The 19375-nt window shown below is 72.1% G+C and carries 14 protein-coding genes and 1 tRNA gene; 5 read left to right on the top strand and 10 right to left on the bottom strand.

What is annotated here, in order from left to right; translation table 11 throughout:
* Positions 1-189: 189 nt before the first annotated feature.
* Genes RKD23_RS31070 through pgsA form a run of 3 tightly spaced genes read right to left on the bottom strand, consistent with a single transcriptional unit; the run spans position 190 to position 2986 of the window.
* A complete protein-coding gene (locus RKD23_RS31070) occupies positions 190-1362 on the bottom strand; it encodes a glycosyltransferase family 4 protein (RefSeq protein ID WP_404043079.1) in 1173 nt (390 codons plus the stop codon).
* Complete coding sequence (locus tag RKD23_RS31065) at positions 1359-2270, bottom strand: phosphatidylinositol mannoside acyltransferase (protein WP_424856699.1); 912 nt, start codon at positions 2268-2270, stop codon at positions 1359-1361. The genes RKD23_RS31070 and RKD23_RS31065 overlap by 4 nt, the downstream gene beginning before the upstream one ends.
* On the bottom strand, positions 2267-2986 hold the full coding sequence (pgsA, locus tag RKD23_RS31060) for a phosphatidylinositol phosphate synthase (protein ID WP_424856698.1): 720 nt from the start codon (positions 2984-2986) through the stop codon (positions 2267-2269). The genes RKD23_RS31065 and pgsA overlap by 4 nt, the downstream gene beginning before the upstream one ends.
* 296 nt (positions 2987-3282) lie before the next feature.
* Between pgsA and RKD23_RS31055 the strand changes: the two genes are divergently transcribed.
* Both RKD23_RS31055 and RKD23_RS31050 read left to right on the top strand, forming a co-directional pair.
* The gene (locus tag RKD23_RS31055; RefSeq protein ID WP_424858378.1) at positions 3283-5481 is read left to right on the top strand and encodes an elongation factor G-like protein EF-G2; all 2199 of its coding nucleotides are present in this window, start codon (positions 3283-3285) and stop codon (positions 5479-5481) included.
* A 185-nt stretch (positions 5482-5666) separates the two neighbouring features.
* Entirely contained in the window at positions 5667-7328 is a 1662-nt protein-coding gene (locus RKD23_RS31050) for a hypothetical protein (protein ID WP_424856697.1), read from the top strand.
* A 22-nt stretch (positions 7329-7350) separates the two neighbouring features.
* Here the strand turns inward: RKD23_RS31050 and RKD23_RS31045 are convergent, their stop codons facing one another.
* Positions 7351-7908: an HIT family protein gene (locus RKD23_RS31045; protein WP_404043070.1), complete on the bottom strand. Its 558-nt coding sequence runs from the start codon at positions 7906-7908 to the stop codon at positions 7351-7353.
* A gap of 67 nt (positions 7909-7975) precedes the next feature.
* Between RKD23_RS31045 and RKD23_RS31040 the strand changes: the two genes are divergently transcribed.
* Entirely contained in the window at positions 7976-8632 is a 657-nt protein-coding gene (locus RKD23_RS31040; RefSeq protein ID WP_424856696.1) for a potassium channel family protein, read from the top strand.
* 25 nt (positions 8633-8657) lie between these two features.
* On the opposite strand, the gene thrS is transcribed toward RKD23_RS31040, so the two are convergent.
* The 3 genes from thrS to RKD23_RS31025 all read right to left on the bottom strand — a co-directional run bounded on the left by thrS (position 8658) and on the right by RKD23_RS31025 (position 12480).
* The gene (thrS, locus tag RKD23_RS31035; RefSeq protein ID WP_424856695.1) at positions 8658-10634 is read right to left on the bottom strand and encodes a threonine--tRNA ligase; all 1977 of its coding nucleotides are present in this window, start codon (positions 10632-10634) and stop codon (positions 8658-8660) included.
* 92 nt (positions 10635-10726) lie between these two features.
* A complete protein-coding gene (locus tag RKD23_RS31030) occupies positions 10727-11917 on the bottom strand; it encodes a hypothetical protein (protein WP_424856694.1) in 1191 nt (396 codons plus the stop codon).
* Positions 11914-12480, bottom strand: coding sequence for a DUF4365 domain-containing protein (locus RKD23_RS31025; protein ID WP_424856693.1), 567 nt, complete (start codon positions 12478-12480; stop codon positions 11914-11916). Before RKD23_RS31025 ends, RKD23_RS31030 begins: the two co-directional genes overlap by 4 nt.
* A 168-nt stretch (positions 12481-12648) precedes the next feature.
* On the opposite strand from RKD23_RS31025, the gene RKD23_RS31020 reads away from it, so the two are divergent.
* Complete coding sequence (locus tag RKD23_RS31020; protein WP_424856692.1) at positions 12649-13374, top strand: 3'-5' exonuclease; 726 nt, start codon at positions 12649-12651, stop codon at positions 13372-13374.
* Positions 13375-13413: 39 nt separating this feature from the next.
* Here the strand turns inward: RKD23_RS31020 and RKD23_RS31015 are convergent.
* Positions 13414-13485, bottom strand: a tRNA-Val gene (locus RKD23_RS31015).
* A gap of 39 nt (positions 13486-13524) precedes the next feature.
* Positions 13525-13971: an SRPBCC family protein gene (locus tag RKD23_RS31010; RefSeq protein ID WP_424856691.1), complete on the bottom strand. Its 447-nt coding sequence runs from the start codon at positions 13969-13971 to the stop codon at positions 13525-13527.
* Between the two features lie 84 nt (positions 13972-14055).
* Between RKD23_RS31010 and RKD23_RS31005 the strand changes: the two genes are divergently transcribed.
* Entirely contained in the window at positions 14056-16449 is a 2394-nt protein-coding gene (locus RKD23_RS31005; protein ID WP_424856690.1) for an SCO7613 C-terminal domain-containing membrane protein, read from the top strand.
* 109 nt (positions 16450-16558) lie between these two features.
* On the opposite strand, the gene RKD23_RS31000 is transcribed toward RKD23_RS31005, so the two are convergent.
* Entirely contained in the window at positions 16559-19297 is a 2739-nt protein-coding gene (locus RKD23_RS31000; RefSeq protein ID WP_424856689.1) for a Tat pathway signal sequence domain protein, read from the bottom strand.
* Positions 19298-19375: the final 78 nt, after the last annotated feature.

Here is a 19375-nt window from a genome sequence, read left to right as displayed (position 1 = left end):
CGCACAGCCTACGCGTCACTGATCGCCGGCCGTCCCCGGCACCGACTCCGGCGTTCCCGCCGTCTCGCCGCTGCGCGGCCTTCTCCCACCCACGCACCGCCAGTGACAGCCGGCCAAGAGGCTCGGCTCTCCATTCTGTGGTCACCCACCGTCGGCGGCTCTCCCGCCGTCGTGGGCCGCCTAACCGCCTCAGTCCCTCGCCAACCCCAGCCGGGCCCGCAGCCCCGTCCCGGGCTCTCGGTCGTCCGCTGCGGCGACCGCTGCCGCGCCCGCGGTGACCGTCTCGTAGACCGAGAGGATGTCCGCGCCGACGGTGGACCAGTCGAAGCGGCGGACGTGGGTGCTGCCGCGTTCGCGGAGCTCGGCGCGGCGGTCGGGGTCGCCGAGGAGGCGGATGGCCGCGGCGGCGAGGGCGTCGGCGTCCTCGTTGGTGAACAGCTCGCCCGCCGCGCCCTGGTCGAGGACCTGGGCGAAGGCGTCGAGGTCGGAGGCCAGCACCGGGGCGCCCGCGGACATCGCCTCGACGAGGATGATGCCGAAGCTCTCGCCGCCGGTGTTGGGGGCGAGGTAGACGTCGACGCTGCGCAGCAGCCGCGCCTTGTCGGCGTCGCTGATCATGCCGAGGAACTCCACGCGCGAGCGCAGCTCCCGCGGCAGGTCGGCGACCGCCGCCTCCTCGTCACCGCGGCCGGCCACCAGCAGCCGCGCCTTCGGGTACGCGGCGAAGATCTTCGGCAGGGCCCGCATCACCACGGGCAGCCCCTTGCGGGGCTCGTCGATGCGGCCGATGAAGCCGATGGTCTCGCCCTGCCACTCCGGGTTGGGGTCGGCCTTGGCGAAGAAGTCGACGTCGACGCCGTTGGGGATCACCACCGCGTCCCCGCCGAGATGCTCGACCAGGGTGCGGCGGGCGTACTCGCTGACCGCGATGCGGGCGCTGATCTTCTCCAGCGCAGCCTGAAGGATCGAGTACGCGGCGATCATCGCCTTGGAGCGCGGGTTGGACGTGTGGAACGTGGCCACCATGGGCCCCTGCGCGGCCCAGCAGGTCAGCAGACCCAGGGACGGCGAGGTCGGCTCGTGGATGTGGACCACGTCGAACGCCCCGTCGTGCAGCCAGCGGCGCACCCGCGCGGCCGACAGGAAGCCGAAGTTCAGCCGGGCCACCGAGCCGTTGTACGGCACAGGGACCGCGCGGCCGGCGGAGACGACGTACGGCGGCAGCGGTGTGTCCTCGTCGGCAGGGGCGAGGACGGACACCTCGTGGCCGAGGCGGATGAAGTACTCGGCGAGATCGCGGATGTGGAACTGGACGCCGCCCGGCACGTCCCACGAGTACGGGCAGACGATGCCGATCCTCACGCGGACCGCCCCTGGGACGGATCCAGGTCGGCGAGCCAGAGCCGTTGCAGCATGTGCCAGTCCTCCGGGTGCTCCGAGATGCCCGTGGCGAACGCGTCGGCCAGGGCCTGTGTCATGACAGACGTCTTCTCGGCGCGCGTACCTGACTCGGGCACCTCGATCGGCGGATGGACCCGGCCCCGCATGACGGGCGAGTCGTCGTACCAGAGCGTCACCGGCAGCAGCAGGGCGCCGGTCTGCTGGGCGAGCAGCGCGGGCCCTGCGGGCATCCGGGCCGTCTCGCCGAAGAACTCCACCTCCACCCCGGAGGCCGACAGATCCCGGTCGGCCACCAGGCAGACCAGGCCGCCGTCGCGCAGCCTGCGGGCCAGCGTGCCGAAGGCGGAGCCGCCGCTGTGCGGCAGGACCTCCATGCCGAGGCCCTCGCGGTAGGCGACGAAACGGTCGTACAGCGTCTCGGGCTTGAGGCGCTCGGCGACCGTGGTGAACGGGGTCTCCAGCTTGGTGGTGACCCAAGCGCCGGCCAGGTCCCAGTTCCCCAGGTGCGGCAGCGCGAGGACGACGCCCTTGCCGGAGGCGAGGCCGTCGGTGAGGTGGTGCACGTCCTTGGGGTCGAAGCCGTTCCTGACCCGCTCGGCACTCCATGCCGGCAGCCGGAAGGACTCCATCCAGTAGCGCAGGTAGGAGCGCATGCCCGCGCGGGACAGTTCGGCCAGCCGCTCGGGGCTCGCGTCGGGCACCACGCGCGCGTAGTTGCTCTCCAGCCGCTGCACGCCCTTGCCGCGCTTTTTCCAGGCGAGGTCCGCGATGGTGCGGCCCAGGCGCACGGCGACCGGCTCGGGGAGCTTCTTGACCGTGCTCCAGCCGGCCCCGTACAGCGCGTCCGTCAGACGCTCCTGAAGCCTCACTTCGCCGCCTCACTGCTCTGCGAGTGGCCCGGGGAGCCGTCCTGCGAGCCACCCTGGCCGCCCTGCGGGGCCTGCGCGGCGTCTGCGGCTTCCGCCTCCGCGGACTCCCGGCGCACCGTGACCACCCGCTGGATCAGCGTGACCATGCTGCCCACGGCGACCAGCCACAGCGCGATCGGCAGCAGGACGTCGATGCCCGGCACACCGAACGTGTGCAGGCCCGCGAGTCCCGCCGCGACCAGCGAGATCACCAGCCGCTCGGCCCGCTCGACCAGGCCGTTGACCGCCACCGGCAGCCCGATCGACTCGCCGCGCGCCTTGGTGTACGACACCACCTGACCGCTGGCCAGGCAGAAGATCGACACCGCGCACAGCACGTTGTCGTCACCGGTGCCCGCGTACCAGAGGGCGAAACCGCCGAAGACGGCGCTGTCCGCGACCCGGTCCAGCGTGGAGTCCAGGAAGGCGCCCCAGCGGCTGGAGCGGCCCAGCTGGCGGGCCATGTTGCCGTCGACGAGGTCGGAGAACACGAACAGTGTGATGACGATCGTGCCCCAGAAGAACTCGCCCCGGGGGAAGAAGGCCAGCGCGCCCGCGACCACACCGGCGGTGCCGATCAGCGTGACCGTGTCGGGGCTGACGCCCCTGCGGATCAGAAACGCGGCGAACGGCGTGAGGACACGCGTGAAGAATGCACGCGCGTACTTGTTCAGCATGGCCTTCCCGAGGGTCGGTGTCGCCGTGGCCCCTGCTGGCCACCGGCTGGCCCATCGTAGCCACGCGCGCGTGTCGGCGACCGCCGGGCACCCGCAGCCGCCCGCGCGATCCGGCGAACGGCCCGCGACCGACGGCGGCAGGCCGGTTCCCGTCGTTCGTATGGACGCACCGTGACAGGGGTGCAAAGCTCGAAGAACCGCGGGCGTCACCGGAGCCGCCCTTGGGGTACCCCCTCTGGGGGAGGGTCCGCATGCCCGCGCCCACAGTGACCTCACCGTGCACGGGAGGCAAGGCCATGGGCGACAAGGCGAACGCACACCCCGGGGCCGCCGGCAGGGCAGTGGCGGCCGACCAACCCGCGTCCGTACGGAATGTGGTGCTGGTCGGCCACTCCGGAGCGGGCAAGACGACATTGGTGGAGGCCCTCGCACTGACCGCGGGGGCGGTGAACCGGGCGGGCCGCGTGGAGGACGGCGGCACCGTCTCGGACTACGACGACATCGAGCACCGCCAGCAGCGCTCGGTGCAGCTCTCCCTGGTGCCGGTCGAATGGGACGGTATCAAGATCAACATCCTGGACACCCCCGGATACGCCGACTTCGTCGGAGAACTGCGGGCCGGTCTGCGCGCTGCGGATGCGGCCCTCTTCGTCGTCTCGGCGTCGGACGGCGTGGACGGCTCCACCCGCATGGTGTGGGAGGAGTGCGCGGCCGTCGGCATGCCGCGGGCCATCGTCGTCACGCACCTGGAGGCCGCGCGGGCCGACTTCGAGGAGATGACCCGGATCTGCGCCGAAGCCTTCGGCGGGGACGACCCGGACGCCGTGCTGCCGCTCTACCTGCCGCTGCACGGCCCGCAGGCACCGGACGGGCACGCGCCCGTGACCGGCCTGATCGGACTGCTGTCGCAGACGCTGTTCGACTACTCCACCGGCAAGCGGGTGGAGTCCCAGCCCGGCGAGGACGAGCTGCCGCTGATCGAGGAGGCCCGCAACCGGCTGATCGAGGGCATCATCGCCGAGAGCGAGGACGAGACCCTCATGGACCGGTACGTCGGCGGCGAGGCGATCGACGTCAAGACGCTGATCCAGGACCTGGAGCGGGCCGTCGCGCGCGGCACCTTCCACCCCGTCCTGGCCGCGGCCCCCGCCGCCGAGGGCGCCCGCCAGGGCCTCGGCACCCTCGAACTCCTGGAGCTGATCACCCGCGGCTTCCCGACCCCGCTGGAGCGGGAGGCGCCCGCCGTCACCACACCCGACGGCAAACCCCGCGACCTCGCCGTCTGCGACCCCTCCGGGCCACTGGTCGCCGAGGTCGTCAAGACCGCCTCCGACCCCTACGTCGGGCGGGTCTCGCTGGTCCGCGTGTTCTCCGGCACCCTGCGCCCCGACGAGACGGTCCATGTCTCCGGGCACGGCCTCGCCGACCGCGGCCACGAGGACCACGACGTCGACGAGCGCATCGGCGCCCTGTCCACACCGTTCGGCAAACAGCAGCGCCCCGTCACCCACGCGGTCGCCGGGGACCTGGTCTGCGTGGCGAAACTGAACCGCGCGGAGACCGGCGACACGCTCTCCGCCAAGGACGACCCGCTGCTGATGGAGCCCTGGCGGATGCCCGACCCGCTGCTGCCGCTGGCCATCCAGGCCCACAGCAAGGCCGACGAGGACAAGCTGTCCCAGGGCCTGTCACGGCTCGCCGCCGAGGACCCCACCATGCGCCTGGAGCAGAACCAGCACACCCACCAGGTCGTCCTGTGGTGCCTGGGCGAGGCGCACGCCGACGTCGCGCTGGAACGGCTGCGCAGCCGCTACGGCGTCCAGGTCGACGTCGTACCCCACAAGGTGTCCCTGCGGGAGACCTTCGCGGCGAGGTCGGCCGGGCGCGGACGGCATGTGAAGCAGTCCGGCGGACACGGCCAGTACGCGATCTGCGAGATCGAGGTGGAGCCCCTGCCGGGCGGCTCCGGCATCGAGTTCGTCGACAAGGTCGTCGGCGGAGCGGTGCCCCGGCAGTTCATCCCCTCCGTCGAGAAGGGCGTGCGCGCCCAGGCCGCCAAGGGCGTCGCCGCCGGGCATCCGCTCGTCGACGTACGGATCACCCTGCTCGACGGCAAGGCGCACTCGGTGGACTCCTCCGACGCCGCCTTCCAGACGGCCGGCGCGCTCGCGCTCCGGGAAGCCGCGGCCGACGCGAAGATCCATCTGCTGGAGCCGGTCGCCGAGGTCAGCGTGCTCGTCGGCGACGAGTACGTGGGCGCCGTGATGAGCGACCTGTCCGGCCGGCGCGGCCGGGTCCTCGGCACCGAGCAGACCAGCGGCGGCCGCACCCTCATCAAGGCCGAGGTGCCGGAGATCGAGATCGGCCGGTACGCGGTCGACCTGCGCTCCCTGTCCCACGGCACCGCCCGCTTCGACCGCTCCTACGCCCGGCACGAACCCATGCCGCAGCAGGTCGCCGAGCGGCTTCGCCAACAGGAGGCGAAAGCCTCCTAGTTGAGGCGGTCCGGCGCCAAGTGGCCAGGCGCGGACCGCTCTCCCCCGGGTCGGCGGACGGCTTTAGGCCGTCCGCCGACGCGATGTCGGTGGCTGCGGATACGCTGATGACCTGATCAACAGGTGTGCGGGGCAGGGAAGTCGGGAAGGCCGCAGAGGCGAACCACAGCGGCGAGGGGGCGGGAATGACCGTTGACAGCGGTTACGCGGACATCTTCGGACCACAGGTGCCGCGCACGGGCGACGAGGGCCAGACGGCGACCTTCGCGCTGGCCTCCGCGGCCTACCGGGACAGCCCGATGGAGGACATAAAGAAAGCCGACAACGACTGGCACCAGACCACCGTCAAGGACGGCCGCCCCTGGGCGGCGATCTTCCGGCCGAACCTGGGCGAGGCGTTCTGCCGCGCGGTCGTCGACCGCATGCTGGGCAGCGGCCGCGGCGCGCTCATCCAGTCCTTCGGCACCGAACCGCAGGTGGTCGTCGAGCACTGCCTGGCCGCCAACCGCATCCGCCGCGAGCGCGACAACAAACTCACCGCGATCAGCGTGGTGTGCGGGCTGCTCTTCCTGCCCGGCTTCCTGGTGTGGCTGCTGGTCTTCCAGCTGCGCGCCACCATCGACCGGCGCGACGACAAGCGGGCCTCCGCGCTCGCCACCACCCTGCTCGTCGCCGTCGGCGCCCTGGCCGTGGTCTTCCTGCTCCGGATGCCGTTCGCCGGGTTCTGGGGCTGGTACGCGCGCGCGGCGGTCCTGCTGCCCGTGCTCGGCTGGTTCGGCGCCCGCCGGATCTGCGAGTCGACCGCGCGGGACCTGCGCGAGCGCTGGTCGAGCCTGCTGTCGGGCAGCAGCGTCGGCGCCAAGGTCCCCGAGGCCGTCCCCAGCAGCCCCGGCGAGACCGCCGCCGAACAGCTCCGCCAGTCCCTGGCCCGCCTCAGCGCCGAGCAGCAGTCCAACTCCGTCTTCTACGCCGGCCCCAAGGGCATCCTCGGCATGGGCACCCGCTGGGGCGCCTGGCAGCTCGCCGAGGAGCTGGTGCCCGCCGACGCCGACCGGGAGATCCACCCCTTCCGTAGCTGGGACGTGGTCCGCGCGATCCACGACCAACTGCGCATGCTGGAACGCGGCCCGCTGAACACGGGAGGCTTCCCCACCCCGTCGATACGGCACTGGGTCGTCACCCCCGTCGGGGAGAACGCCAAGGCCGTCTCCCGGCCCGAGGGCACCGACGTGGAGGCCTACCAGGTCAAGCCGCACGCCATCCAGGAGATCTGTAACCGCCAGCAGTTCGGCGCCGGCGACCGCCATTACCTGGGCGTGCAGTGGACCCTGTGGGACGGCCAGTTGATCATCACCATGCTGATCACCGTCACCGTGCTGCACGCCACCCTGCGCATCGAGGTCACCGGCCACGCCCTGGGCCCGGTCAACCCGCTGTTCACGGCCAAGCCGGAGGCCCCGACCAAGCAGGTCACCAAGCAGTTCAAGCCGTGGGAGAGCCGCACGGTGAAGCTGCCGTTGGTCACCACCAACGAGGTCGTACGGCTCGCCGTCCGCGCCCCGCTGACCTGGTACCCGCCGCTGCTGAACTGGCTCGGCGGCTCCATAGCCCTGCCCGAGCCCTTCGGCCTGCGGCACGCCTGGGCCGACCAGCCCTGGCGCCACCGCTTCATGGCCGACGACGCCCTGCGCGCGGCGACCCCGGTGCTGCGGGTCGTGCACTCGGCCGCGATCAGGGTGCTGGAGGAGAACGGCGTGGACACCGACAAGTTCGGCGCCCGCTCGGCCTTCCTCAGCGGCAACGTCCAGGACCCGACGCCCAGGAAGGCCGACCTCTACGACGCGTGAGGCCTCGCCGACACGCAGGGGCTCACACCGGCCAGGCGTCCGCCAGCATCTTCCGGGTGTCGGCCAGCAACTGCGGCAGCACCTTGGTGTGACCGACGACCGGCATGAAGTTCGTGTCGCCGCCCCAGCGCGGGACGATGTGCTGGTGCAGATGGGCGGCGATACCGGCCCCCGCCACCGTGCCCTGGTTCATGCCGATGTTGAAGCCGTGCGCGCCGGACGCGGTGCGCAGGGCCGTCATCGCCTGCTTCGTCAGCTCGGCCAGCTCGGCCGTCTCCGCCTCGGTGAGGTCGGTGTAGTCGGCGACATGACGGTAGGGCACGGTCATCAGATGGCCGCCGTTGTACGGGTACAGGTTCAGCACCGCGTACACCTGCGCACCCCGCTTGACGATCAGCCCGTCCTCGTCCGACTTGGCCGGGATCGAGCAGAAGGGACAGCCGTCGTCGGCCCCGGGGCCGGTCGGCTTGTTCTCACCCTGGATGTACGCCATCCGATGGGGCGTCCACAGGCGCTGGAACGCGTCCTGCGTCCCCACTCCGATCTGCTGTTCCGGCTCACTCGTCATGCAGTGCAGCATATGGCTTCGCCCGTTCGTGGCGTGTCGCCGGGGCGAGGGAGGGCCCGCCCCGGGCGAAGCTGAGCCGGTGGACACCGACAGCCGGGACAGCCGCCGGGCCCGCTGGGAGCAGCGCACCGAGTCGCCGCTCGCCGTGGCCTCCCTCGCCTTCTTCATCGCCTACGCGGCCCACGTCCTGGCCCCCGGCGGCGACCTGCCCCTCGCCGTGATGTGCGCCGCGTGGGCGCTGTTCGCCCTGGACTACGGGGTGCGCTGGCGGCTCAGCGGCCAGGGCGCCGGCTTCGTACGGCGGAACTGGCTGGACACCGTCGTGGTGCTCCTGCCGCTGCTGCGCCCGCTGCGGATCGTCCGGCTGTACGAGGCGGTCCTGCGGCGGCGCGGACGGCCCCGGCTACCGCTGCACGCGCGCGTGATCACGTACGCCGGGATCTCCACCGCGCTGCTCGGCTTCGGCGGGGCCCTCGCCGTCTACCAGCAGGAGCGCGGGGCGCCCGGAGCGAGCATGCGCACCTTCGGGGACGCCGTCTGGTGGACCTGCTCGACGCTCGCCACCGTCGGCTACGGCGACATCGCCCCGGTCACGCCGCTCGGCCGGCTGATCGCCACCGGCCTGATGGCCTGCGGCCTGGCCCTGCTGGGCGCGGTGACCGGCTCGTTCTCGTCCTGGCTGATCCAGGTGTTCTCACGCGAGGACGACGAGAACGGCGAAAGGCCCCCGGGGTGAACCCCGGGGGCCTTCGGCGGCAGGGTCAGACCTGCGTCCGCTCCTCGACGACCTTGAGGATCTTGTCGATCGCCTCGTCGAAGGGGATGCCGTTCTCCTGCGAGCCGTCGCGGTAGCGGAAGGACACCGAGCCGGCCGACATGTCCTCGTCGCCCGCGATGACCATGAAGGGCACCTTCTGCTTCTGGGCGTTGCGGATCTTCTTCTGCATGCGGTCCGAGGAGGAGTCGACCTCGACGCGCAGGCCCTTCTTCTTCGCGGCCGCGGCGAACTTCTCCAGGTACTCCACGTGCGCGTCACCGATCGGGATGCCGACCGCCTGCACAGGGGCGAGCCACGCCGGGAAGGCACCCGCGTAGTGCTCCAGCAGGACCGCGAAGAACCGCTCGATGGAGCCGAACAGCGCACGGTGGATCATGACGGGGCGCTGCTTGGCACCGTCCGCGCCGGTGTACTCCAGGTCGAAGCGCTCGGGCAGGTTGAAGTCGAGCTGGATCGTCGACATCTGCCAGGTGCGGCCGATGGCGTCCTTGGCCTGGACGGAGATCTTCGGGCCGTAGAAGGCCGCGCCGCCCGGGTCCGGGACCAGGGGCAGGCCCTGCTTCTCGGCGACCTGGCGCAGCGTCTCGGTGGCCTCTTCCCAGGCCTCGTCGGTCCCGACGTACTTCTCCGGGTCCTTGGTGGACAGCTCCAGGTAGAAGTCGGTCAGGCCGTAGTCGCGCAGCAGGCCGAGGACGAAGGTGAGCGTCTTGTCGAGCTCCTCCGACATCTGCTCGCGGGTGCAGTAGATGTGGGCGTCGTCCTGCGTGAAGCCGCGCGCACGGGTCAGGCCGTGCACGACACCCGACTTCTCGTACCGGTACACGGTCCCGAACTCGAAGAGACGCAGCGGCAGTTCACGGTACGAACGCCCGCGCGCGTCGAAGATCAGGTTGTGCATCGGGCAGTTCATGGGCTTGAGGTAGTAGTCCACGCCCTCGTCGAGCTGCATGGGCGGGTACATGCCGTCGGCGTACCAGTCCAGGTGCCCGGACGTCTCGAAGAGCTTCCCCTTCGTGGCGTGCGGGGTGTAGACGAACTCGTAGCCCTCTTCCTCGTGGCGGCGCCGCGAGTAGTCCTCCATGACCCGGCGGATGATGCCGCCCTTGGGGTGGAAGACGGCGAGGCCGGAGCCGATCTGCTCCGGGATCGAGAACAGGTCGAGCTCGTTGCCCAGCTTGCGGTGGTCGCGCTTCTCGGCCTCGGCGAGGAAGTCGAGGTGGGCCTTCAGCTCGTCCTTGGAGGGCCAGGCGGTGCCGTAGATGCGCTGGAGCATGGGGTTCTTCTCGCTGCCGCGCCAGTAGGCGGCCGCGTTGCGCATCAGCTTGAACGCCGGGATGAGGCGGGTGGAGGGCAGGTGCGGACCGCGGCAGAGGTCCTTCCAGCACAGCTCGCCGGTCTTGGGGTCCAGGTTGTCGTAGATCGTCAGCTCGCCGGCGCCGACCTCGACGTCCGCGCCGTCGTCGCTGGAGGCGGCGCCCTTGAGGCCGATCAGCTCCAGCTTGTACGGCTCGTCCGCGAGCTCCTCGCGGGCGGCCTCGTCGGTGACCACGCGGCGGGCGAACTTCTGCCCGCGCTTCTGGATCTCCTGCATCTTCTTCTCGATGGCCTTGAGGTCATCGGGATGGAACGGCTTCTCGACGTCGAAGTCGTAGTAGAAGCCGTCCTTGACGGGCGGGCCGATGCCCAGCTTGGCCTCGGGGAACAGCTCCTGCACGGCCTGGGCCATCACATGCGCGGTGGAGTGGCGCAGGATGTTCAGGCCGTCCTCGGAGGAGATCTCGACGCCCTCGACGGTCTCCCCGTCCCCGAGGACGTAGGCGAGGTCCTTCAGCTCGCCGCCCACGCGCGCGGCGACGATCGAGCGCTCGCCGGCGAAGAGGTCGGCGGCCGTAGTGCCCGTCGTCACCACGCGCTCTTCCCGCTCGGAATCGCGTTGGATGATCACACGGACGTCTGACACCGGTCTCTCCTGACTGAAGGTGGGGTGCGGCGCGATACCGGAGCGCACGCATTGACTGCGATCGTACCGACCCGGCGCCCCTGACCGCGAAATCATTCCCCGCCGCAGGCCTCCTCCAGGAAGTCCAGGTTCTCCTGCATGGACTTCAGCAGCCGGTCCCGCTCCTCCTCGTCGACCTGCACGGGCACGACCCCCGAGGCGCCGGTCAGCCGCCGGAAGCCGCCCCTGCTCTCCAGGCGTCCCTGCAGTCGGACCGGGAGCCCGACGAGGTGGGCGTGCCCGGCGATGCGGTAGTCCTCCTCGTCGAGGACGACCCGGACGTGCGGGATCTCGGCGCCCGCGAGCACCCGCAGCCGTACGCTGCCCTCGCCCCGCGGCTGCGAGCGGCGCATGCGGACGACGGCGCCGGTGATCCGCACGGGCACGGAGGGCTCGGCGCGCAGATAGCGGGCGCCGGCCTCGCGCAGCGCGGGCAGGTCGCCGGGCGAGAACTCGACGCCTTCGCCGGCGCAGCCGTCGGGGACGCCGGCGGCGGGTGCCCAGGCGACGGCGATCCGGGCGCCCTCGCTGCCGCGGACCAGTGCGATCAGCGCCTCGGTGAGCTCGCGGCTGACTCCGGCCTCGATCGCGCCGTCGAAGGCGTCCATGCCGCCGGTGGCGCGCTGGTAGTCGATGGCCTCGCGGGCGGCGTACAGCGCCTGGTGGAGGCGTACGGCGAGAGGCCGGCCGCCGCTGACGGGCACGAAGGCGGTGAGCCGCCCCCCGTCCCCGCCCCCGGCGCCGACGAGGACGCTGTCCAGCAGCGCGGCGGCGGGGCGCCGGTGCCGGGCGCCGTGGTAGCCGGCCCGGGCGCGGGTGGCGAGGGCGCCGGCGAGCAGCATCTGGCGGGCGGCGGCGCGCAGTTGCTCCTCCACCGCCCAGGAGGCCGGGCTGCCGGAGGTGTCCCGCCACCAGCGGATCTCGTCGCTGGGCACGCTCAGCCCGAGGAGCACCTCGCGGGCGGAGGGCGTGGCGCTGCGGGCGAGGGAGTCGAGGGCCTCGCCGAGCAGGTCGTCGCTGTCGGGGAAGGCGCGGCTCTCCGGCACGAGGAGGCTGGTGCCGGCGCCGGCCGGGCCGGGCGGGGTCCAGCGGCCGTAGTGTCCGGCGGCTCCGCCGCGCCGCTGCCAGCCGTGCCGGTGCAGCAGGGCGGCGAGGACGGCGGGGTCGACGTCCCCGGGCTCGGGGGGACGGTTCCACTGCGCATCTTCAGGGTGCAGGGGCTCGTGGAACGGGCGGTGGGTCATGGTCTGCCTCCCGTCCCGACGCGCGTCATGATCTCGCACAGCGCCCGGTCGTCGAAGATCCGCGCGGTGGGGACGCGCACGGTGGTGCGGTGCCGGCCGGTGATCGGGTGGCCGGCGAGGTTGACCCAGTAGCAGCAGTGTCGGAGGTCGAGCCGGTCGTGGCCGGCGCGCAGCCAGTCGTCCTGGGACCGGGGCACGAGCATCACCACCAGGATCTTGTGCACGGAGACCGGGGTCCGTGCGAGCTTGCGCAGATGGTCGTTGTCGAGGGTGAAGGAGAAGGAGCGGCCCGCCGGGTTCGGCGCGATCTGGTACGTCGCCTTGAGCTGGACCTTGATGGTGACCTCGTCGTCGACGGTGTGCCCGGGGGCGCTGTGGCTGACGTGCCAGTCGATGCCGTTGTCGGGGAAGGGCTGGGACAGCGAGCAGCCGGCGGCCGCAGCGACGGCGTGCAGATAGCCCACCTGCAGTGTCTCCATGCAGGCGGTGGTGGCGAGTGTGCCGCGAGTCGGTCCCGTGCGCTCGGGCAGCAGCCCGCCCCGCTCGGGCTGCGCTATCGCCATGACCGACAGCCTTCCAGGCAAGGTGATTTCCCCGTGCGGGCCGCTGAACTGCAAAGACCCGTACTCCTGTTGTCTCCTTCCGGCGTAGTGCGCAAACAGCCCGGGTATCACCAAACGGGCGGAAGACGGTGCGTCAGCTGCCCTGGTGGACCGAGGAGTTGTGACGCGATGAAGATCTGGTACGAGGGGCCCCTGGCGGCATTCGACACGGAGACTACGGGCGTGGACGTCGAGACCGACCGGATCGTGTCGGCCGCCCTCGTCGTCCAGGACGCGCCGGGCACCCGGCCGCGCGTGACCCGCTGGCTGGTGAACCCGGGTGTGCCGGTGCCCGAGGAGGCGACGGCGGTGCACGGACTGACGGAGGATCATCTCCAGCGCAACGGCCGCTGGCCGGCGCCGGTGATGCACGAGATAGCCGCCGGCCTGCGGGAACAGGCCGGGGTGGGACGGCCGCTGGTGGTGATGAACGCGCCGTTCGACCTGACCCTGCTGGACCGGGAGCTGCGTCGGCACCGGGCCTCGTCGCTGGGCCGCTGGTTCGAGTCGACGCCGCTGCTGGTGCTGGACCCGCGGGTGCTGGACAAGCATCTGGACCGCTACCGCAAGGGCCGGCGCACGCTGACCGACCTGTGCGCGCACTACGGCGTCCCGCTGGACGAGGCGCACGACGCGGCCGCGGACGCGGTGGCCGCGCTGGAGGTCGTACGGGCGGTGGGGCGCAGGTTCGCCTCGCGGCTGGAGCGGCTGTCCCCCGCCGAACTGCACACGCTGCAGGCGGTGTGGCATGCGGCACAGGCGCGCGGGCTGCAGACGTGGTTCGCGCGCAACGGCAGCGAGGAGGAGGTCGACCCGGCGTGGCCGCTGCGTCCGGAGCTGCCGGCCGCGGCATGAAGAAGGCCGGTCCGCGCTGGGCGGACCGGCCTTTCCCGGTGGGCGATACTGGGTTCGAACCAGTGACCTCTTCGGTGTGAACGAAGCGCTCTCCCACTGAGCTAATCGCCCGGGAACGCACTGAACAATACAGGTCCCCGCGGGGTTCGTTCAAACCGTTCGCAGGTACGCGAGGAGTCCGCGGTGCCCGGCGCGCATCATCAGCCGGTGATTGGCGCGGAAGACGGGCCGTCCCGGCAGGGCGAGCCGTCTGAGCAGCGGCTTGTTGACGTCGACGACCTGCTCGTAGCGGGCGAGGCTGCCGCTGCCGTGCGCGCGTACGGTCCAGCGGGCCCAGCCGTCGATGTCGCCGCTCATGGCGATCTCCAGCACTCCGGCCGCGGGGTCGCGGCGCACCTCACGGGCCGTGAAGGTCATGTCGTACGGCAGGAGGGAGCGGATGCGGATCACGCCGGTGGTGTCGTCGAGGCGTGTGACCTCGCGGACCTGGGGCCACCAGCGCGGGTAGTCCTCGGGGCGTTCGAGGACGGCGTAGACGGCGACCGGGGGCGCGGGCACGGCCCACAGGCTGCGAAAGCGGTAGTGGTGCCACTCCATGGCTCCAGTCTGCCCGGTTCTGAGTACGTCCTCTGAGTACGCGTGCTCATGCCGTACGCGGTGACGCGGGACACACTCCGAGGCATGACGCACATTCCGCCCCCGGCCGAGGAGTTGCGGCTCCTCGACGCCGAGCTGTTCCGGCTGGACGCCCGCCGGTCCCAGCTGCTGGCCCGCCGTGCCTGGCTGGTGTCCCAGCTGAGCCCGGTGCGGCCGATGCCCGCTTCCCCGCAGCCCCGCCAGGAGACGTCCGCGCCGAGTGTGCAGAACATCCTGCTGGTCCTGGGCGGCGTGCTGCTGACCATCGCGGCGACGGCGTTCACCGTGGTGAGCTGGGGTCATCTGGGCATCGCCGGGCGTGCGCTGGTGCTCGCCGCGGTGACCGCGGCCGCGCTCGCGGCGCCGCTGCCGCTGCTGCGGCGCAGTCTGCGGTCGACGGCGGAGTCGGTGGCGGGCCTCGGGCTGGCGCTGACGGTGCTGGACGCGTACGCGCTGCACCGGGTGGCGCTGGCGGACACGGACGGCGTCGGCTACGCGGCCGTCGCGTCGGCGGTCCTGGCGGTGCTCTGGGCGGCGTACGGCTTCGGTGTCGCCCGCTGGTCGGACCCGGCCCTGCGGCTGCCGGTGCCCGCGGCTCTCGCGGTGGGCCAACTGCCGCTGCTGCTCTGGGCGGTGGCCGCGGACGCGGACCCGTACGTGATCACGGCGGCCCTGCTGACGACGGCGGCCTGCGACACGGTCCTGGCGCTCCGTACGACCGCTGGAACCGTGCGCGTGATGGCGCTGACGGGCGCGTTCGGCATGGGCGGCTGGGGTGTCCTGGCGGCCGGCTGGCTGGCGGCCACCGCCTCCACCCCGGGCATGGCCGCCCGTGCGGCCGCCCTGCTGCTGTTCGCCGCGGCGATCGCGCTGGGCGCGGCCTGGCGGTCCCCGCGGCGGGGCCTCGCGCTCGGTACGGCGGTGACGGCGGGCCTGCTGCTGGTGGCGGCGCTGGGCGCGGTGCCGCGCGTGGCGCTCCCGGACCTGTGGACGGTTCCGGTCCATCTGGCCCTCGGCATCGCGCTGTTGGCGGTCGTACGGGTCTCCCGGACGCCCGTGCCGGTGCGGCAGGGGGCCGTCTGGGCGTCGGGTGCCGTGCAGGCGCTGGCCGTGGTGTGGACGCTGCCGGTGGTGGCGGTGACCCTGCTGGGACCGGTGGGCCGGCTCGCCCGGGTCTGGTCGGGGGCGCCCGCGGACGCGCGGGCGGCGGTGACGGCCGATGCGCCGTGGCCCCCGGAGACGGCCCTGGTGCCGCTGGTGCTGGGCGTGGTCGCCGCGGTACTGGCACTCGCGGTCCGCGAGCCGGGCCTCGGCGCACGGCTCTTCCGGCAGGCCGGCTTCGGCGAAGGCCTGCCGGACGGGGACGCCGTATGGCGCCCGCGGATTCTGGACACGGCCCTGGGTCTGGTGTGGGCGGCGCTGCTCGTGCTGCCGGCGACACTGGAGCTGCCGTACCTCGCGGGGCTGGCGCTGCCGGGCGCGCTGACGATCGCTTTGCTGCTGCGGGGCCGTCTCGTCCCGACCGTCCTGGCTCTCGTCACCTCGGCGGTCCTGGCGCTGCTGTCGCTGGCCACCGAGGCGGCCACGCTGACCGTGCTCGCGTCGCTGACCGTCCTGTGCGCGGCCCTGGCCCGCCGGACCCTGCCGGCCGTGGCCGCGACCGTGTACGCCACCGCGCTGACCTGTGCGACGGGGGCGTCCCTGGGGTGGGAGCCGCGGTACATCGCCCTGCTCGTGCCGGCCGTCCCGGCCGCGGCGGCCCTGTACGCACCGCGCGCCGAGGGCGCGACCCGGCTCGCGGTGGAGGTGGCGGGTGCGGTGTCCGGTCTGGTGGCGGTGGGCCTCGCGGTGACCCACCCGCCGATGCTGTCGCTGGTCCTGGCCCTGCTCGGCGTGATCGCCGCGGGCACGGCCGTACGCCCCGACCGGCGCTACGCCGGCTGTGCGGCGGCGGGCCTGTTCGTGCTGGCCTCCTGGGTGCGGCTCGCGGCCTGGGAGGTCACCGACCCGGAGGCCTACACGCTGCCGGTCACGGTCCCCGCCCTGCTCGTCGGCCGTCTCCACCGACGCCGTGACCCGCAGGCCTCGTCCTGGACGGCGTACGGCCCCGGCCTGGCCGTCACCCTGCTGCCGAGCCTGGTGGCGGCCTGGGCCGACCCGCACTGGCAGCGCCCCCTGCTGCTGGGCCTGGGCGCCCTCGCGGTGACGCTGCTGGGCGCGGGCAACAACCTCCAGGCACCCCTGGTCCTGGGCGGCTCGGTCCTCACCCTGGACGCCCTGCACGAACTGGCCCCCTATCTCGTCCAGGTCGCCGACGCCCTCCCCCGCTGGGTCCCGCCGGCCCTGGCAGGCCTGCTGCTGCTCGCGCTGGGGGCGACGTACGAACAGCGGCTGAGGAACGTACGAAGGATGCGAGAGATGCTGCAGGGCATGCGCTGACGCGTCCCCCAGAGGCAGCGTCCCCCAGGGGCAGCGTCCCCAGAGGCGCGGGGAACTGCGCGACCAGCCACACGCGGGCGCGCAGTCCCCCACCGGCCGAAGCGACCGACTACGACGGCATCTTGTGCCCGAGAAGCGCGAGGTTCTCGATGGCGGCGAGACCGTACAGCGCGGTGTCATTGCTCGACACCCACGCGGCCTCGCTGCCCGCCACCAGCGCGAGAGGCCCGGTGATCGGCTCGGTCTTCCAGGGCGAGGACTCCTTGTAGCCGTCGGAGTTGTAGAACTTGCTCCACGCGCGCGTGGCGAGCTTCTCGTCCCCGGTCTGCACAGCGGCGTACGCGTCCAGCCGCGAGTGCCCCTGGAACAGGATCAGCGAGCCGAAGTTGGAACCGTACCGGGCGGCCTGTTCCGTCTTGCTGGCGTTGAAGTAGCGGCAGTAGTCGAGGTACGCCTCCTTGAACTTCGGCATGTCGACGAGGTCGATGAGCTCGGCGCACAGTTCGTTGAGGCCGAACACGGCCGACAGGTGCGAGACGCCGACGACCGGCTGCTCGGCGACGGCGAACCGGCCCGTGTCGAGGTCGTAGAGGCCGGTGCCCTGCACGAAGCCGTTCGGCTGGGCGGCGATGGTCTCCATGGTGGACAGCACGCGCGCCCTGGCCTTCTCCCACTTCGGCCCCTTGCGCTCCCACTCGGTGAGCCACGCCGAGACCAGGCCGCTCCAGTCGGTGCCGAAGCCGATGGACAGGGCGTGCCGGTCGGGCGTGTAGGGCTCGGTGCGGATCTTGCGGATGGGGTCGAGGACGAGGAAGGTCTCGTCGGAGTCGACGTTGGCGTGCATGAGGTCGCCGAGGCGCTCGTCCGCGGTGAGGAAGTAGTAGTAGCGGCGGTACGTGGTGTTGGCGATGCGCTGCTGCTTGGCGCTGTCGGCGTAGTGCTGGACGCCGTGCCGGGTGCCGAGGCCGGCCCATTTGCCGAGGTGGTAGACGTCGACCTCGCCGGTGTGGCGGGTCATGGCCTCGGCGAAGCGGAAGATGTCGGAGCGGCCGGAGCGCAGGTAGGCGAACCAGAGCCACAGGTCGGGCGAGAGCTCGGAGTTGTCCCAGGCGTAGCCGCCCACGTCGTAACGCCACTGGTGCCGGGCGTTGTCGTAGGTGTGCATGATGTCGCCGTAGTCCCAGAAGCCGTACCAACGGCGCTGCTCCACCTGGTCCTTGTAGTAGGTGAAGAGGAAGTCGAGGTGGTCCTCGATCTTGGCCTTGGCGGGGGTGGAGCGGTCGGGCTCGGAGTACAGGCCGGGGCCGAAGACGCCGGCCTTGATGAGCTGCTTGGGCGGGGCGGCGAGCTGGGGCAGCACGCGCACGGCCTCGACCTGCTGGGCGAGTCGGTCGGCCGACGGGGTGGACTCGTTGGCCCAGAAGAGGAGTTCGGAGGTACGGGCGATGCCGTAGGGGGTGCCGAAGCCGGGCTCGTAGTCCTCGTAGGTGATGTTGAGGCCCTCGAGCTGCTCCGGGTAGGTGTCCTGGCCCATGCCGTCGTGGTAGAAGCGCAGGTCCATCGGCTGGGCCTCGGGCGACCAGAGCCAGACGGTGACCTGGGCCTCGTCGGTGTGGGCGCCGCGGATGTCGAGCTGGGCGGGGAACTTCTCCCAGAAGTCGCGCAGGCCGAAGGAGAGGCCGCCGCTCGCGCCGCCGACGTAGGCGAAGCCGGAGGCGCGCCGGCCGCCGCCCGCGCCGATCCAGCCGTGGCCCTTCTTGGTGCGCTTGCGCACCGAGAAGCCGTCGGCGGAGAGCTGGGAGAGGGTGTAGTCGCCCCACTCGGGGATGTACTGCAGGCGCGTGGTGACGCGCTGGTCCCAGGTGGAGGGGTCGGGCAGCTTCCTGCCCTCGAACTGGGCGGCCTGGACGGCCGCTCCGGGGTCGCGGCGCAGGCCGGTGATGCCCTTGACGGCCTCGCGCAGCAGTCCGGTGCCCTCGCCGCCGATGCGGATGTGGCGGTCGTAGGACTGGTCGCGCATCGGCACGGTGAAGCGGACGCCGATGCCGCGGATGAAGTCACCGCTGGCCTTGCCGGGTTCCTGGGTGCCGTCGTAGGTGATGGTGTGCACCATGCGGAAGGACTCGGCGCCCGCGTAGAAGTAGAGGCGGACGGAGAAGGGCAGCCAACCGCGGTCGCCCTTGCGGTGTTTGCCGTCGATGCGGACGACCGCGCGGACGGGGCCGTCCTGTTCGACCTTCACCTCGTCGATGGCGCTGTCGAAGCGCTCGTACTTGACCGTGCCCTGGTCGCCGTCCTCGATCTCGGGCTGGCGCAGCAGGACGAGGCGGCCGTCCTTGGCGATCTCGGTGGAGCCGCGGGTGACGGACTTGACCAGGACCGAGCCGGACTTGCCGATCCGGGTGGTGACGACGCCGGTGGAGACGGTGATCGTGCCGCCGTTCTCGTCGACGGTGACCTGGTGTGCGGGGGCGGCGGGGGTGCCTGCGGCGAGGGTGAGCTTGCCGTCACCCGAGCCGACCGCGTGGGCGGTCCACTTCAGCGAGCCGTCCGGCCAGTAGGCGATCGGCCAGGACTGCACGGGGACCGCCTTGCCGGCCTCGTCCGTGAGCGCGAAGGTCTGGTCGGCCTGGAAGGCGCCCTTGGGCCAGGGCACGCCGACCGTGGAGCCGGGTGCGGCGCCGAGGCCCCCGTCCTCCAGCCAGTTCAGGACGACCGGGTCGGCGTCGGCGGCCGCGGCGACGGGGGCCGCCTGGGCCTCCTTCGTGCCGAGGGCCCAGCTGAACTGGGCGGCGGCTCCGGCGACGGCGGCCGCCTTCAGGATGGACCTGCGGGGGATGGGGGACATGGCTTTCCTTTCCGTGCGGGTTCAAGGCTTGCCAAGGGCATGACAGAGAGAGGCGCGGCGCCCGGGGCGCCGACCTTT

The sequence above is a fragment of the Streptomyces sp. SAI-170 genome, assembly GCF_049739565.1.
GTDB lineage: Bacteria > Actinomycetota > Actinomycetes > Streptomycetales > Streptomycetaceae > Streptomyces.
This window is presented reverse-complemented; position numbering and strand designations above follow the sequence as displayed.

What these genes read in the sequence shown, in the direction of transcription:
- pgsA (WP_424856698.1), bottom strand. Translation starts at nt 2,986, where the DNA reads ATGCTGAACAAGTACGCGCGTGCATTCTTCACGCGTGTCCTCACGCCG.
- RKD23_RS31055 (WP_424858378.1), top strand. Translation starts at nt 3,283, where the DNA reads ATGGGCGACAAGGCGAACGCACACCCCGGGGCCGCCGGCAGGGCAGTG.
- RKD23_RS31050 (WP_424856697.1), top strand. Translation starts at nt 5,667, where the DNA reads ATGACCGTTGACAGCGGTTACGCGGACATCTTCGGACCACAGGTGCCG.
- RKD23_RS31045 (WP_404043070.1), bottom strand. Translation starts at nt 7,908, where the DNA reads ATGCTGCACTGCATGACGAGTGAGCCGGAACAGCAGATCGGAGTGGGG.
- RKD23_RS31030 (WP_424856694.1), bottom strand. Translation starts at nt 11,917, where the DNA reads ATGACCCACCGCCCGTTCCACGAGCCCCTGCACCCTGAAGATGCGCAG.
- RKD23_RS31025 (WP_424856693.1), bottom strand. Translation starts at nt 12,480, where the DNA reads ATGGCGATAGCGCAGCCCGAGCGGGGCGGGCTGCTGCCCGAGCGCACG.
- RKD23_RS31020 (WP_424856692.1), top strand. Translation starts at nt 12,649, where the DNA reads ATGAAGATCTGGTACGAGGGGCCCCTGGCGGCATTCGACACGGAGACT.
- RKD23_RS31010 (WP_424856691.1), bottom strand. Translation starts at nt 13,971, where the DNA reads ATGGAGTGGCACCACTACCGCTTTCGCAGCCTGTGGGCCGTGCCCGCG.
- RKD23_RS31005 (WP_424856690.1), top strand. Translation starts at nt 14,056, where the DNA reads ATGACGCACATTCCGCCCCCGGCCGAGGAGTTGCGGCTCCTCGACGCC.
- RKD23_RS31000 (WP_424856689.1), bottom strand. Translation starts at nt 19,297, where the DNA reads ATGTCCCCCATCCCCCGCAGGTCCATCCTGAAGGCGGCCGCCGTCGCC.